This is a genomic window from Mycolicibacterium sp. 624 (assembly GCF_040548615.1).
GTDB lineage: Bacteria > Actinomycetota > Actinomycetes > Mycobacteriales > Mycobacteriaceae > Mycobacterium.
In genome coordinates this window covers 319,587-334,631 of the sequence record NZ_JBEPRZ010000007.1, presented here as the reverse complement: position 1 = coordinate 334,631, position 15,045 = coordinate 319,587, and the positions used below count along the sequence as shown (strand labels likewise).

12 protein-coding genes are annotated in these 15,045 nt (G+C 67.9%); 3 read left to right on the top strand and 9 right to left on the bottom strand.

Annotation, left to right across the window (positions count from 1 at the left end):
• Positions 1–34 precede the first annotated feature (34 nt).
• On the bottom strand, positions 35–1,714 hold the full coding sequence (locus ABIA65_RS26390; protein WP_354525388.1) for a BCCT family transporter: 1,680 nt from the start codon (positions 1,712–1,714) through the stop codon (positions 35–37).
• An 82-nt stretch (positions 1,715–1,796) separates the two neighbouring features.
• Complete coding sequence (locus ABIA65_RS26385; RefSeq protein ID WP_354525387.1) at positions 1,797–3,206, bottom strand: WS/DGAT/MGAT family O-acyltransferase; 1,410 nt, start codon at positions 3,204–3,206, stop codon at positions 1,797–1,799.
• Positions 3,207–3,396: 190 nt separating this feature from the next.
• Between ABIA65_RS26385 and ABIA65_RS26380 the strand changes: the two genes are divergently transcribed.
• A complete protein-coding gene (locus ABIA65_RS26380; protein WP_241400407.1) occupies positions 3,397–3,894 on the top strand; it encodes an Rv3235 family protein in 498 nt (165 codons plus the stop codon).
• Position 3,895: 1 nt separating this feature from the next.
• On the opposite strand, the gene secA is transcribed toward ABIA65_RS26380, so the two are convergent.
• The 3 genes from secA to ABIA65_RS26365 all read right to left on the bottom strand — a co-directional run bounded on the left by secA (position 3,896) and on the right by ABIA65_RS26365 (position 8,493).
• Positions 3,896–6,724, bottom strand: coding sequence for a preprotein translocase subunit SecA (gene secA / locus ABIA65_RS26375; protein WP_241400408.1), 2,829 nt, complete (start codon positions 6,722–6,724; stop codon positions 3,896–3,898).
• Between the two features lie 162 nt (positions 6,725–6,886).
• Complete coding sequence (gene hpf, locus ABIA65_RS26370; protein WP_241400409.1) at positions 6,887–7,567, bottom strand: ribosome hibernation-promoting factor, HPF/YfiA family; 681 nt, start codon at positions 7,565–7,567, stop codon at positions 6,887–6,889.
• 290 nt (positions 7,568–7,857) lie between these two features.
• Positions 7,858–8,493: a ComF family protein gene (locus ABIA65_RS26365; RefSeq protein ID WP_354525431.1), complete on the bottom strand. Its 636-nt coding sequence runs from the start codon at positions 8,491–8,493 to the stop codon at positions 7,858–7,860.
• 112 nt (positions 8,494–8,605) lie between these two features.
• Here ABIA65_RS26365 and ABIA65_RS26360 point away from each other — a divergent pair, with 112 nt between their 5' ends.
• Both ABIA65_RS26360 and ABIA65_RS26355 read left to right on the top strand, forming a co-directional pair.
• The gene (locus tag ABIA65_RS26360; RefSeq protein ID WP_354525386.1) at positions 8,606–9,379 is read left to right on the top strand and encodes an SDR family NAD(P)-dependent oxidoreductase; all 774 of its coding nucleotides are present in this window, start codon (positions 8,606–8,608) and stop codon (positions 9,377–9,379) included.
• Positions 9,376–10,218 (top strand): SDR family NAD(P)-dependent oxidoreductase, encoded by an 843-nt coding sequence (locus ABIA65_RS26355; RefSeq protein WP_241400411.1) that lies wholly within the window; start codon positions 9,376–9,378, stop codon positions 10,216–10,218. Before ABIA65_RS26360 ends, ABIA65_RS26355 begins: the two co-directional genes overlap by 4 nt.
• Before the next feature lie 16 nt (positions 10,219–10,234).
• Here the strand turns inward: ABIA65_RS26355 and lpqB are convergent, their stop codons facing one another.
• From lpqB to ABIA65_RS26335, 4 genes are read right to left on the bottom strand one after another with little or no spacing between them, the layout of a single operon-like run.
• Positions 10,235–11,998: an MtrAB system accessory lipoprotein LpqB gene (lpqB, locus tag ABIA65_RS26350; RefSeq protein WP_354525385.1), complete on the bottom strand. Its 1,764-nt coding sequence runs from the start codon at positions 11,996–11,998 to the stop codon at positions 10,235–10,237.
• Entirely contained in the window at positions 11,995–13,653 is a 1,659-nt protein-coding gene (mtrB, locus tag ABIA65_RS26345) for an MtrAB system histidine kinase MtrB (RefSeq protein WP_241400412.1), read from the bottom strand. Before mtrB ends, lpqB begins: the two co-directional genes overlap by 4 nt.
• On the bottom strand, positions 13,650–14,336 hold the full coding sequence (gene mtrA, locus ABIA65_RS26340; RefSeq protein WP_241400413.1) for a two-component system response regulator MtrA: 687 nt from the start codon (positions 14,334–14,336) through the stop codon (positions 13,650–13,652). The genes mtrB and mtrA overlap by 4 nt, the downstream gene beginning before the upstream one ends.
• 57 nt (positions 14,337–14,393) lie before the next feature.
• The gene (locus ABIA65_RS26335) at positions 14,394–15,023 is read right to left on the bottom strand and encodes a dTMP kinase (protein ID WP_241400414.1); all 630 of its coding nucleotides are present in this window, start codon (positions 15,021–15,023) and stop codon (positions 14,394–14,396) included.
• Positions 15,024–15,045 lie beyond the last annotated feature (22 nt).

The following is a 15,045-nucleotide window of genomic DNA, read 5'->3' as shown; positions in this document are numbered from 1 at the left end:
GTGAGGGTAGACGTGCCGGCCCGCTCACACGAGTTCAGTGGTCGCCTGGGTCCTTCTCGACCGCGATGCGGAAGTCGTCGCCGTGCTCGATGACACCCGCGACGACCGCACTGTCGACGGCCTCCGACGCGTAGCGCCTGCGCACCATCAGCGGGTCGACCCGCAGGTCCTTCACCAGCGCAGCTGCCAGACCCACCATCACCAACACGAACGGCACCGCCGCGATGATGGTGATGGTCTGCAGGCCGTTGAGTGCGTCGGAGCCGCCGACCAGCAGCATGACCGCGGCCACCGCGCCGGTGGCCACACCCCAGAACACCACGGTGCGACGCGACGGTTCGATGGAGCCACGCTCTGAGAGTGAACCCATCACTATCGACGCCGCGTCCGCACCGGACACGAAGAAGATCGCCACCAGGACCATCACCAGGACGCTGGTGACGGTGGCCAGCGGATACTGCTCCAGCAGAGCGAACAACTGACCCTCGATGGTGCCCTGACCGGCCAGGTCAACACCGGACTGCTGCTCGCGAATCGCCGCTCCGCCGAAGACGCAGAACCAGATCAGTGACACCACGCTCGGGACCAGGAGCACGCCGGCGACGAACTGACGGATGGTGCGGCCGCGGGAGATCCGGGCGATGAACATGCCGACGAATGGCGTCCACGACAGCCACCAGGCCCAGTAGAAGATCGTCCAGCTCTGCAGCCAGGTGTCGACGTCGCCACCCTCGGCGCCGGTGCGGGCCGACATCATCGCGAGGTCTTGGAAGTAGCTGCCCACCGACGTGGGAATCAGGTTGAGGATGAACACCGTCGGACCGACGACGAAAACGAAGAGTGCCAGCGTCAGCGCCAGCACCATGTTGATGTTGGACAGCCACTGGATTCCCTTGGCCACGCCCGACACCGCCGACAACACGAACGCCGCGGTGAGGATGGCGATGATTCCGATGAGGACGGCGTTGCCGGTCTCGCCGATGCCGCCGACGATCTGCAGACCACTGCTGATCTGCAGCGCGCCCAGCCCCAGCGACGCCGCCGAGCCGAACAGCGTGGCGAAGATCGCCAGCATGTCGATGACCTTGCCCCACCCACCGTTGACGCGGGGTCCCAGCAGTGGCTCGAAGGCCGCGCTGATCAGCTGAAGGCGGCCCTTGCGGTAGACGCCGTAGGAGATCGCGAGCCCGACGACGGCGTAGATCGCCCACGGGTGCAACGTCCAGTGGAACAGGGTGGTGGCCATCGCCGTCTGCGCGGCGTCCTCGTTTCCGGGCGCTCCGGTGCCCGGCGGCGGGGTGACGTAGTGCGTCAGCGGCTCGGCAACGCCGTAGAACATCAGGCCAATGCCCATACCCGCGCTGAACATCATGGCGATCCACGACACCGTCCGGAACTCCGGCTCCTCGTCGTCGCGGCCCAGCGGAATGTTGCCGAACCGGCTGAGCGCCAGCCACAGCACGAACAGCACGAAACCGGATGCGGTCAGGACGAACAGCCAGCCGATGTTGTTCATCACCCAGTCCAGCGCGCCACCCGATGCCGAGGCCAGCGATGCCGTGCTGATCCCGCCCCACACCAGGAACCCGACGGCAAGGACCGCGGTGACACCGAATACCACCCAGTCGACGCCGCGGCGCCGGTTCTGCGCCTCCTCGTCGACCTCGATGTCGAGAATCGGGTGCGGGATCGTCTCACCAGTCGCTGACTTCATACTCGCTGCGATGGGATTGTCTGCGGATTTCGGGGCGTTCTTTTCAGTAGCCACTAAGCCAGTTGAACACAACGGGCTTATGTCATCGCGATGACTCCAGCAATTCGTCGAGTGACTCGCGCAGCAGATCCGGGAGAACGTCGACGTCGCTCATCGCGTCGCGGTCGGCGTTGATGCCGAAGTAGAGCATGCCGTTATACGACGTCACGCCGATCGCCAGTCCCTGATTGTGCAGCAGCGGCGGCACGGCGTAGGTCTCCAGCAGTTTGGTGCCCGCGACATACATCTGTTTCTGCGCACCGGGCACATTGGTGATCAACAGGTTGAACTGGCGGGCCGAGAAACTTGTGGCAACCCGAATTCCCATGGCGTGCAACGTCGGCGGGGCGAATCCCGAGAGCGTGACGATGGTCCTCGCGTCCACCAGGCTGGCGGCCGTCGAGTGCGATTCGGTGGCATGGGAGATCTGCGAAAGCCGCACCACCGCGTTACCCTCGCCGACCGGCAGGTCCACCAGGAATGGCGCCACCTCGCTGATGGCCTGACCTGGCCCGACCGCGTCGATCTCGGCGTCGGGGTACACCGAGGTCGGCGCCATGGCACGGACCGTCAGCGCCGATGTCACGGGCTCGCCCCGCGACATCAGCCAGCTGCGCAGTGCACCCGCCACGACGGCGAGCACGACGTCGTTGACATCGCAGTCGTAGCGCGCCCGTAGTTGGCGATAGTCCTCGAGCTGGTGGCTGGCCACGGTGTAGCGGCGGTTGCGTGAGACGGTGGCGTTCAACGGGCTGTTCGGTGCGGTACCGCGGGCGAATGTGCGCGCCACGTCGGCGAATCGCCGACCCGCCTGAACCAGCGCCCCGGTATTGGTGACGACGTCGGTGACCGCGGAGCGCACCGCGGCCATCTGAGCGGTCGGCCGGGTGATCCACTCCCCGACCGCACCGAGGAGCAACTGCGTGTCGCCCGGTTCACGCCCCGGAATCCAGATGTCCTCGCCGAACTCCGGCGGCCTCTGGGTGCGATCGGCGATGACGTGGCCGATCTCGAGTGCCGTCATGCCGTTGACGAGCGACTGATGGGTCTTGGTGTAGATCGCGAGGCGGTTCTTGGTCAGCCCCTCGACGAGGTACATCTCCCAAAGCGGTCGGGACTTGTCGAGCTGCCGTGACGCCAGCCGGGCGATGAGTTCGTGCAACTGCGCATCGCTGCCCGGAGTCGGCAGCGCCGACCGTCGGATGTGATAGGTGATGTCGAACTCGCGGTCGTCGACCCAGACCGGCCGCGCCAGGCCGAGCGACACCTCGCGCACCTTCTGCCGGTAGCGGGGGATCTGCGGCAGGCGCTTCTCGACGGTCTCGAGCAGCGTCTCGTAGCTCAGCCCGTTGCGGGGCTTGCGCAGGATCGAGAGCGTCCCGACGTACATGGGCGTCGACGTGTTCTCCAATTGGTAGAACGACGCATCGGAGGCCGACAACCTGGTCACCATTGGCAGCGCCGACCTCCCCATGTCTGTCTCGCACGAACGGATCGGACGAACCATCGCAACGGTAGCGGCCGAATCCCCCTGTGCGCAGTACAAAGGCGCGTCGGCGTGCCTGTCAATCGTGGGATCATAAGGGTATCTGCGACTCTCCAGCAGATGCCGTCCCTGTTGCACCGACTGCTGGAGAGCTGCCGTGACCACATCGCGCATCCCGACCCGACGCACACCGTTGACGTCGCCCGTCATCGACTATGAGCCACCGCCGGTGGTGCCAGGCGCCTGTCCCCCGCCGTCGCCGGCCGCTCTGCACCGACGCACGCCACGACACTTGCGGCCAGCACCTGTGCCCGCGCCCGACATCGGGCCGCCCAGGGCGGCTGCGGTTTTCGCCGCTGGTGCACTTCGCCGGGTCCTTGAGGTGGCCGACCGGCGCCGGCCCGTCACTCAGCTGCGTACGGTGCTCACGCCGTCGCTGGTCGACACCGTGGCGCTGCTGACCCGCACCCGCCCGGTCGACGGTGCTGCCGTGCTGCGGCGAGTTCGGTTACAGGCAGTGGCCGTCGCCGACGGTGAGACGACTGCGGCCGAGGTGTTCGCCACCTACACGCGCGGGGACCGGGTACGGGCCATCGCCGGTCGTGTCGAGGTGGTCGGCGGCCGGTGGGTCGTCGTGGCGCTTCAAGTTGGCTGAGTCAGCCCCGGCGGGCCTTGGGGCCACCGCGACCCTGCTTGCGAGCAGCTTCGCGACGCTCGCGCCGAGTGGTGCCCTCGGGAGCCGCGTGCTTGCCGCCGCCCCGGCGCTGGACCTCGGCCGAACCGTCCTCGGACGGGCCAACGTAGGTCATGGGGCGCGAGTCGCCATCGTCGATCCCCTTGACGCGCAAGGCAGGTGGCGCCTCCTTGGTGGCCACGCCTCCGCCAGCGGACTCCTGCGCCTTGGCCGCGGCCTCGGCCGCGAACTGGGCGAGGTTCGGCGGTGGCGCGACGGGCGCGACCTGGTTGGCCGGTTCGCCGACGCCGGGCTGCACCTGGGCGTTGAACAGCAGGCCGACCGACTCCTCCTTGAGGCCGTCGAGCATGGCCATGAACATGTCGTAGCCCTCACGCTGGTACTCGACCAACGGGTCGCGCTGGGCCATCGCGCGCAGCCCGATGCCCTCCTTGAGATAGTCCATCTCGTAGAGGTGCTCGCGCCACTTGCGGTCGATGGTGCTCAGCAGCACGCTGCGCTCGAGGTAGCGCATCGCGGTCTCGCCGCCGATCTCGACCAACTGCGCCTCGCGCACCGCGTAGGCGCGTTCGGCATCCTTGACGAGCGCGTCCAGCAGCTCCTCGCGGGTCAGCTCACCGGGTTCGCCGACGGCGCCGGAGTCGATCAGATCGTGGTGGTCGATGCCCACCGGGTAGAGCATCTTCAGCGCTGTCCACAACGCCTCGAGGTCCCAGTCCTCCGAGTACCCCTCCGCGGTGGCGCCGTCGACGTAGGCGGTGATGACGTCGACGAGCATCCGGTGGGCCTGCTCCTGCACGTCCTCACCCTCGAGGATCAACCGGCGCTCGGCATAGACGACCTTGCGCTGCTGGTTCATCACCTCGTCGTACTTGAGGACCTGCTTGCGGATCTCGAAGTTCTGCTGCTCGACCTGGGTCTGCGCGCTCTTGATCGCGCGGGTCACCATCTTCGCCTCGATCGGCACGTCCTCGGGCAGGTTCAGCCGCGTCAGCAGCGACTCCAGCGTCGCGCCGTTGAAGCGCCGCATGAGTTCGTCACCCAGGGACAGGTAGAACCGCGACTCGCCCGGATCGCCCTGGCGTCCGGAGCGGCCGCGCAACTGGTTGTCGATGCGCCGCGACTCGTGGCGTTCGGTGCCCAGCACGTAGAGGCCACCGGCTTCGATGACCTCCTCGGCCTCCCGCTCGACCTCGGCCTTGACCTGCTTCAGCGCCTCGTCCCAGGCAGCCTCGTAGTCCTCGGGGGTCTCGACGGGGTCGAGGCCACGATCGCGGAGCCGCTTGTCGGCCAGGAAGTCGGGGTTGCCGCCGAGCACGATGTCGGTACCGCGACCCGCCATATTGGTCGCCACGGTGATCGCGGCGCGCCGGCCGGCCTCGGCGATGATCCCGGCCTCCTGCTCGTGGAACTTCGCGTTGAGGACGTTGTGCGGGATGCGCCGCTTGGTGAACTGCTTGGACAGGTACTCCGAGCGCTCCACGCTGGTGGTGCCGATCAGGACCGGCTGGCCCTTCTCGTAGCGCTCGCTCACATCGTCGACGACGGCGATGTACTTGGCTTCCTCGGTCTTGTAGATGAGGTCGGACTGGTCGGCGCGGATCATCGGCTTGTTGGTGGGAATCGACACCACGCCCAGGCCGTAGATCTCGTGCAGTTCCGCCGCCTCCGTCTGGGCGGTGCCGGTCATGCCCGAGAGCCGGTCGTAGAGACGGAAGTAGTTCTGCAGCGTGATCGTGGCCAGCGTCTGGTTCTCGGCCTTGATCTCGACGTGCTCCTTGGCCTCGATCGCCTGGTGCATGCCCTCGTTGTAGCGGCGCCCCACCAGCACGCGACCGGTGAACTCGTCGACGATGATGACCTCACCGTTGCGGACGATGTAGTCCTTGTCGCGGGAGAAGAGTTCCTTGGCCTTGATGGCGTTGTTGAGGTAGCTCACCAGCGGCGAGTTGGCGGCCTCGTAGAGGTTCTCGATGCCGAGCTGATCCTCGACGAACTCCACACCCGCCTCGTGCACGCCAATGGTGCGCTTGCGGATGTCGACCTCGTAGTGCGTGTCCTTCTCCATCAGCGGAGCCAGCCGCGCGAACTCGAGGTACCAGTTCGACGCACCGTCGGCGGGACCGGAGATGATCAGCGGGGTGCGGGCCTCGTCGATGAGGATCGAGTCGACCTCGTCGACGACGGCGAAGTTGTGGCCGCGCTGCACCATGTCCTCGACGGAGTGCGCCATGTTGTCGCGCAGGTAGTCGAAGCCGAACTCGTTGTTGGTGCCGTAGGTGATGTCGGCGGCGTAGGCGGCGCGCCGCTCGTCGGGTGTCATCTGCGACAGGATCACGCCGACCTCGAGCCCGAGGAACCGGTGAACACGGCCCATCATCTCGCGGTCGCGCTTGGCCAGGTAGTCGTTGACGGTCACGATGTGCACGCCCTTGCCGCCCAGTGCGTTGAGGTAGGCGGGCAGCACAGAGGTCAGGGTCTTGCCCTCACCGGTCTTCATCTCCGACACGTTGCCGTAGTGCAGCGCGGCAGCACCCATGACCTGCACGTCGAATGGGCGCTGGCCCAGCACGCGCCACGCCGCCTCACGGGCAACCGCGAAGGCCTCGGGCAGCAGCTCATCGAGCTCCGCGCCGTCGGCGATGCGCTTCTTGAACTCGGCGGTCTTGGCCTGCAGCTCCGCGTCAGTCAGCTTCTCAATGTCATCGGACAACGAATTGACGTAGTCGGCGACCTTCTTGAGACGCTTGACCATGCGGCCTTCGCCGATTCGGAGCAACTTCGTCAGCACAGCAATATCCCCTGCGGGTTCGGCGGCCTCCACAATGGACCACGTGTTTCGTCAAACGCCATCCATCGTAGGTGACTCGCCGCCGTCGGCGGATTCACCGCGCGACCAGACACAAAAGTCCCGCGACACCTGAGTGCCGGGGACCTTTGTGTCTGGTCGGGATCAGGACAGGCGGATCAGCCCATAGTCGTAGGCGTGGCGGCGGTACACCACCGTGGGCTTGTCACTCTGCTCGTCGTGGAACAGGAAGAAGTCGTGTCCGACGAGTTCCATCTCGTAGAGCGCGTCATCCACGCTCATGGGCTTGGCCGGGTGCTCCTTGGTCCGCACGATGTGGCCGGGTTCGTGGTCGACGGCGGCACCGTCGCGCTCACTTGACGGCTCGCTGGACTCCGGGGGAAGGAAGGCCTCCGGCGCGATGATCTTGGTCGCCTCCGCGACCGAGACCGGCGTCTTGTCGCCGTAGTGGATCTTGCGCCGGTCCTTGCTGCGACGAAGTCGGTTCTCGAGTTTGGAGACCGCTGCCTCAAGCGCAGCGTAGAAGCTGTCCGCACATGCCTCGCCCCGAACCACAGGACCTCTGCCCCGGGCGGTGACCTCCACGTGCTGGCAATTCTTCCGCTGACGCCGGTTGCGCTCGTGGTCGAGTTCGACGTCAAACAGGTAGATGGTGCGATCGAAGCGCTCGAGTCGTGCCAACTTCTCGGCGACATAGGTGCGGAAGTGGTCGGGTATCTCGACGTTGCGTCCCTTGACCACGACCTCAGCGCTGGGCGCTGCCACAGGCGGGTCATCGTCGACAACCATCGTCGATTGGCTGGATTGCACGGAATGTATTGACATACTTAGCAACTCGTTTCTCTTCGCATCGCACGCATGAGGACGTGTGGGCTAGTCGGGAAACGCGCCGGACGGGTTCAGTAGGTCGTCGCCCACCGGCGCAAGGTGTCGAATTCTCACCTCCTACCGCTGTACGCGATGTGGCGCTGTATCTGCTCAACGCCGCCGTGAACCACTCACGGTTGGTTGGCACCGACGGTAGTCCGAGTTCACCCATGAGTGCCACAAATTTCGCATACCTGTTTCGAGTTCTTCACGTGCGCTTGACGCCGCCGTGACGGCACGGTCGACACTCAGGCATGGGCGATGGCGAGAACAGCCACGACGCGCGCGCCGGTCGTTTGCAGGACACGGACACTCTCGGTCACGGTGGCACCCGTGGTGACGACGTCATCGACGAGCACTACCTCGCCCAAACCCTCGCCCAGCGCCGACTTTCGCAACCGGATTCGACCGTCGACGTTGCGCTGCCGAGCACCCGCGGACAGGCCCACCGAGTCCTTGGTGAAGGCCCGCATCCGCAGGGCGTCGACGATCGTGACACCCGGTGCGGCGGCGACCCGCGCCATTCGGGCCACCGGATCCCCGCCACGCCGGCGAGCCGCAGTCGCCCGGGTGGGCGCGGGCACCGCGACCAGCGGCGTGGATACGACGCCCCAGATGAGCAGCCTGCGCAACCCGGCGCCCAGCGCGTCGCCGAGCGGGCCGAGGAGGTCGGTGCGCCCGTGCTCCTTGACGGCCAGGATGGCCTGGCGCCGCGGGCCCGCGTAGCGCCCGAGCGCGAAGACCGGCACGCCCGGGTCCAGTCGTGGGGTGATCAGGACGGGTTCGGTGGCCCTGGTCGCGATGGTGTGCGCACACGATCGACACCACCGGGTCGACGGCGCGCCGCATCCGCCGCACTCCAGGGGCAGGACCAGGTCGGCCAGCATGGGAGCAGTGTGGCGACCGCGTCTGACACCCATCGGCGAGAACCGGTCCGCAGGCGATGCTGTACGACTTACAGTTGCGAATTCCTTAGATCGACTACATGGAGGCACAGTGGGGAACAACGGCGGGCGCACCGCGCTAGTCATCGGCGGCGCGTCGGGCATCGGTTGGGCGTCGGCTAGGGCGCTGGCGGCCGAGGGCTACCGGATCGTGTTGGCCGACCTCAATGGCGACGGTGCCGCGGCGCGGGTGGAGGAACTCGGCGCCCCCCACACGTCGGCCACCGTCGACGTCACCGACGAGGACTCGGTGGCCGCGCTGTTCGAGGCGGCCGGACCGCTCGACGTCGTCGTCACCACCGCAGGGTTCTCCAACGTGAGCCTCATCGTCGACATGCCCGTCGACCAGTTCCGGTCGGTTATCGACGTGTGCCTGACCGGATCGCTGATCGTGGCCAAGTACGCGGGCCGGCACCTGGTCGACAACGGTGCGCTGGTGTGGATCTCATCGCTCAACGGCCGCCAGCCGGCGGTCGGTATGAGCGCCTACTGTGCGGCCAAGGCAGGGCTGTCGATGCTGACGCAGGTGGCCGCGATGGAGCTGGCGGCGCGCGGGATTCGCGTCAACGCGATCGCGCCCGGATTCGTGCACACCCCGCTGACCGAGGGCGCCGCCATGGTGCCCGGCGTCGTCGATGAGTACATCGAGAACACCGTGCTGGGACGGGCGGGCCAGCCGGAGGACATCGCCGACGCGGTGGTCTTCCTGTGCTCGGAGAAGGCGTCCTGGATCACCGGCGAGGTGCTCGACATCAACGGCGGCGCTCACATGAAGCGCTACCCCGACGTGATGGGTCACGTGAAGCGGTTGATGGGCACGGCGTGAAACGTTCGTTTCACGCCAGGCAGGCGGCGCGGACGCGAGGAGCAAAACAGGCCATCGTCACCGGCGCCGGATCCGGCATCGGTGCGGCCCTGTGCCGAGCGCTGGCCGGTGCGGGTGCGGAGGTGGTGTGCACCGATATCGACGGTGACGCCGCCGCCCGCACCGCTGAAGCGCTCGGTGCCCGGTCGGCGCGGCTGGACGTCACGGACCCGGTCGCGGTGCAGGCCGCCGTCGACGAGGTGGTGAGCCGTGCGGGGCGGCTGGACCTGATGTTCAACAATGCCGGGATCACGTTCGGCGGCGACACCGAGCTGCTGACCCTGGACCAGTGGAACGCCGTCATCGATGTGAACATCCGCGGAGTCGTGCACGGCGTGGCGGCGGCCTACCCGGTGATGGTCGCCCAGGGCCACGGGCACATCGTCAACACCGCCTCGATGGCGGGCCTGGCCGCCGCCGGTCAGATCACCAGCTACGTCATGAGCAAGCACGCCGTCGTGGGGCTGTCGCTGGCCCTGCGGTCGGAGGCGGCGGGCCGCGGCGTCGGCGTGCTCGCCATCTGCCCCACCGCGGTCGAGACCCCGATCCTGGACAAGGGTGCGATCGGCGGGTTCGTGGGCCGCGACTTCTACCGGATGGGACAGCGCAGCGCGACATTCGCCTCGGCCGACGATCTGGCGCGCGACACGTTGACGGCCATCGAGCGCAACAAGGCGCTTCTGGTGTGGCCGCGGCAGGCCCGCACCGCATGGCGGGTGGCACGTTTCGCACCGGGGTTCCTGCAGCGGATGTCGATCAAGTTCGTCGACAGGCAGCGAGCCGCGCAAGAAGCCCGGTAGTCCCGCCGCGCCGAGGTCAGCCCGGCAGGACCGGTATCGCGCCGGGCGTCATCAGCGGCCGCACCTCGGCCCACGCCAGGTCACCCTCGGCTGCCGAACCCGAAAGGGCAAGCACACCACGCTGATCGGCGACGTACACCGTCGACGGGTTGGCCGCCACGGTCGACACCGGGGCCAGCAGATTGCGGCTGGGGCCGTCGGAGTTCACCCCGTCGAGGTTGACGTAGGACACCGGGTGCTTGGGATCGGTGCGGCTGACGACGATGTCATCGCCGGTGCGCCAGGCCAACGACACCGCGGTGGTGCCGAGCCCGAAGCCCAGCCGCCGCGGATAGGTCAGGGCGTACTGCCCGCCCTGGGTCTGCTCGACGCCGGCGAGAATCACCTGGCCCTCAATCACCATCGCCGCACGGGTGCCGTCGCGCGACAGCTGGAGTTCGTTGATCGGGCCGGGGAAGCGCGTGGCGACGGCGGCGGCGTCCACGGGAATGCGGGCGGGCTGACCCGAGGCGGCCTCCTGGATGACGCGCACGACGTTGGCGCCGTCGATGACCACCCAGACCGCGAGGTCGAGAGACCAACTGGGCCGCGTCAGCATGCGTCCGTCGATGGCTTGGGCGGCATCGGATCCCACCGCGCCGACCCAGAGCGACGACACCATGTCGGGGGCGCCCGGCCGCAACGTCACCACCGACGCGACCTCCTGGCCGCTGCGTGACAGTGCTGCAGCCTTCTGGTCGGGTATCTGGCCGAACGACCCGGGCACTCGTGGCGCCCGCTGTCCGTCGAGTGACACCAGCGAGCCGCCCACGAGTGCGTGCAGACCGGCGGCGGCCCCCGGATCGGCGCCCGGGTCGGTGGCTGCCACGTCGGAGGTGCTCCAGCCCTCCGCGAACCGGTCGTCGAGCGCCGCACCGTCGGCGTTGATGACGTAGGGCCCGTTGACGCCCGCCCGGGACAGCGTCCAGATCACCTGGGCGGCAAGCAGTTGCCTACTGTGCGGGTCGGTGGTCGAGAGGTTCTCCAGGTCGACCCTGGCGCCGCCGTAGCCGCGGCCCACGCCGGTCTTGCCGCCGTCGGCCCGGGTGACGGGACCACGCAGTCGCAGCGGCGCGGCGAGCAGGTTGCGAACGGTGTTGTCCATCTCCGGGCGGGGCCCGGAGACCAGCTTGGTCACCAACTCGGTGGCCAACTGGTCGGGATCGGACACCGCGACGTAGCGCGGGTCGGGCACGACGGTCTTGCCGGTCGGGTCGACGAAGTACAGGGTGTTGCGCTTGTAGGTCGACTGGAACTGCTGCCAGTCCAGAAAGACCCCGTTGGGCAGCCGGTCGATGCGCCAGCCGCCGGGCGTCTTGATCAACTCGATCGGGCCGGGGTCGGGCAGCGCACCCTCGCCGGTCTCGAAAACCCCCATGTCCGACAGGGAGCCGAGGATGTCGGCGCGCATCGTCACCGTCACCCGCTCGGGTCCGCGGGTCTCGACGAACACGACGCGGTCGATCAGCAGCGCGCTGCCCGCGTCGTCCCAGGACTGCGACGCCGACTCGGTGAGGAACTGACGCGCGGCCAGGTGACGATTCGCCGGATCCGCGGTGGCCTTGAGGAATTCGCGCAGCAGGACGTCGGGGTCCATGCCGGGGGTGGGCGTCGGCAGGCTCGGCGGGGCCGGTCGGTCGACCGTCCCGATCGCCTGCGGCGCAGAGGAACTCGGCACACCAGCGCAGCCCGCGAGCATTGTCGTGGCCAGCAGGAGGACCGCCGCCAGCAGCCGCGTCACGTGCGCTCCCCCACGTCCTGGTGTTCCCGGGCCGGTCGGCGCGGTGGCCGGTCCGGGCCCGTGGGCTTGAGCGGAAGCGGGCTGGTGGTGACCTTGTGCCCGCGCACCAGCGGAAGGGTGAGCCGGAACAATGCGCCCTTGCCGGGCTCGCCCCACGCCTCAAGCCGGCCCTGGTGCAGCCGGGCGTCCTCGATGCTGATGGCCAGGCCCAGCCCGGTGCCCCCGGAGCGGCGCACCCGGGACGGATCGGATCGCCAGAATCGGCTGAACACCAACTTCTCCTCGCCCGGGCGCAGCCCGACACCGTAGTCGCGAACCGTGACGGCGACGGTGTCCTCGTCGGCGACCATCCGAATCCGCACCGGCTTGCGCTCGGCGTGATCGATGGCGTTGGCGATGAGGTTGCGCAGAATCCGTTCCACACGGCGCGCGTCGACCTCGGCGATGACCGCCTCGGCGGGCAGGTCCACGATGAGGTCGACGTCGGCGTCCTTGGCGAGATGGCCGACGTTGTCCAGCGCGCTCTCCACCACCGACCGCAGATCCTCGGACTCGACTGACAGCTCGGCCACACCGGCGTCGTGTCGCGAGATCTCGAGCAGATCGGCCAGCAGCGTCTCGAATCGGTCCAGCTCGCTGACCATCAACTCGGTGGCGCGGCGCAGGGCGGGCTCGAGGTCGTCGCTGTGATCGTGGATCAGGTCGGCGGCCATGCGCACCGTGGTCAACGGCGTGCGCAACTCGTGGCTGACGTCAGACGTGAAGCGTCGCTGCAGATTTCCGAACTCCTCGAGCTGAGTGATCTGCCGCGACAGGCTCTCGGCCATATCGTTGAACGACACCGCCAATCGCGCCATGTCGTCCTCGCCGCGCACTGGCATGCGCTCGGTCAGGTGCCCCTCGGCGAACCGCTCGGCGATCCGCGACGCCGACCGCACCGGCAGCACGATCTGGCGGGCCACCAGCAGGGCGATGGCGGCCAGCAGGCCCAGCAGCACGACGCCACCGGTGGCCATGGTGCCGCGCACCAACGCGATGGTGTTCTCCTCGTTGTTCAACGGGAAGATCAGGTACAGCTCGAGATTGGTCACCGACGACGACGTCGGGCTGCCGACGATCAGGGCAGGACCCGAGAAGCCGTCGGCGCTCACGGTGGCGTACTGGTAACTGACCTGGCCGGCCTTGACGAAGTCGCGCAGCGGTTCGGGTATCTGGCTGATGGGTCCCGCGGCAGTCGCCGCGCGGGGACCGTCGCCGGGCACCACCAGGACGGCGTCGAAGGCACCGGCGAGACCGGCACCCGAGTCGGCCTTGCGGTCGATGAGCGTGTTGCGGGCCAACTGCAGGCTGCTGTCGAGCGAGCGGGCCTCCTCGCCACCGACGATCCCGCTCACCGTGGTCCGGGCGCGATCGATCTCCTCGGTCGCGGCGCGGACCTTCACCTCGAGGATGCGATCGGTGATCTGACTGGTCAGCACGAAACCCAGCACCAGGATGACCGCCAGCGACAGCCCGAGCGTCAGTGTCACCACCCGGAGTTGCAACGAGCGGCGCCATGCGAATCCAAGTGCCCGACTCAGCGCACCCATTCCGCGCAGAAGCGGGCCGGATGGCCCCCAACGGCCGCGGATGCGCCGCCTCGAGCCCCAGATCACGGGGGTCCGGCCTTGTATCCCACTCCTCGAACGGTCAGCACCACCTGCGGGTTCTCGGGATCCTGCTCGACCTTGGCCCGCAGCCGCTGGACATGCACGTTCACCAGGCGCGTGTCAGCCGGGTGACGATAGCCCCACACCTGTTCGAGCAGCACATCCCGAGTAAACACCTGCCGTGGTTTGCGCGCCAACGCCACCAACAGGTCGAACTCCAGCGGGGTGAGCGAGATCTGCTCACCGGCCCGAGTCACCTTGTGCGCGGGCACGTCGATGTCGATATCGGCGATCGACAGCATCTCGGCGGGACCGTCGTCGTTGCGGCGCAGCCGTGCGCGCACCCGTGCGACGAGCTCCTTCTGCTTGAAGGGCTTCATCACGTAGTCATCGGCACCGGACTCCAGGCCCAGCACGACGTCGACGGTGTCGGTCTTGGCCGTCAGCATGACGATCGGCACACCGGAGTCGGCGCGCAGCACGCGGCACACATCGATGCCGTTCATGCCGGGCAGCATCAGGTCCAGCAGCACCAGATCCGGCCGCAACTCACGTACCGCGGTGAGCGCCTGGGTGCCGTCGGCGACGACCGCGGTGTCGAATCCCTCACCGCGCAGCACGATCGTCAGCATCTCGGCCAGCGATGGATCGTCGTCGACGACCAGAATCCTTTGCCTCATGGCGTCCATGTTGTCACCAGATCGCGATAAACCTCGGTTACCACACCGGGTGTTTTGCCCGTTTGATCAGCGCGCGAGTTCCCGGGCGAGTTCGGCGGGGGTGGTATCGGGGCCCGCGACAGCCCACCGACCGCACCAGCCAGCCTCGGCGAGCGCGGCGTACGCCTCGTTGGTGCGGCGCTGCAGACCGTCGTCGCGCTCGTAGGCGTCACGGGCCCGGTCGGCCTCGAGCTCGGCCCGACGCTCCGCTCGTTGGGCGGCCAGCTCGGTCGGCACCGCAAGCAGCACCTGCCAGTCCGGCGTCGGCAGCGCGAACCTGTCGAACTCGAGATTGCGCACCCACTCGACCACCTCGCCGTCGACGCCCTGGTGCAACCGGGCCGCGCTGTAGGCCGCATTGGAGGCCACGTAGCGGTCGAGGATGACGACGTCATAGTCGGCGCGCAGCTGTGCGATCTGGTCGCGGGCGTCGGCCCTGTCGAGCGCGAACAGCATCGCCATGGCGTACACCGACTCCGACAGGTCACCGTGCTGACCGTGCAGGGCCTCGGCGGCGACGTCGGCGTGGACCGACTGCTTGTAGCGCGGGAACGCCAGCGTCGTGACGGTCTTGCCGTCCGCCTCGAAGCTCGAGCGCAGCCCGTCAGTGAGCGTGCGCTTGCCAGCACCGTCGACGCCCTCGATCACGATGAGCACGCCGGGAAGCGTAACTGGTGCA

Coding starts and splice junctions, on each gene's coding strand:
- ABIA65_RS26390 (WP_354525388.1), bottom strand. CDS start 1,714: ATGAAGTCAGCGACTGGTGAGACGATCCCGCACCCGATTCTCGACATC.
- mtrA (WP_241400413.1), bottom strand. CDS start 14,336: ATGGACGCCATGAGGCAAAGGATTCTGGTCGTCGACGACGATCCATCG.
- hpf (WP_241400409.1), bottom strand. CDS start 7,567: ATGTCAATACATTCCGTGCAATCCAGCCAATCGACGATGGTTGTCGAC.
- ABIA65_RS26385 (WP_354525387.1), bottom strand. CDS start 3,206: ATGGTGACCAGGTTGTCGGCCTCCGATGCGTCGTTCTACCAATTGGAG.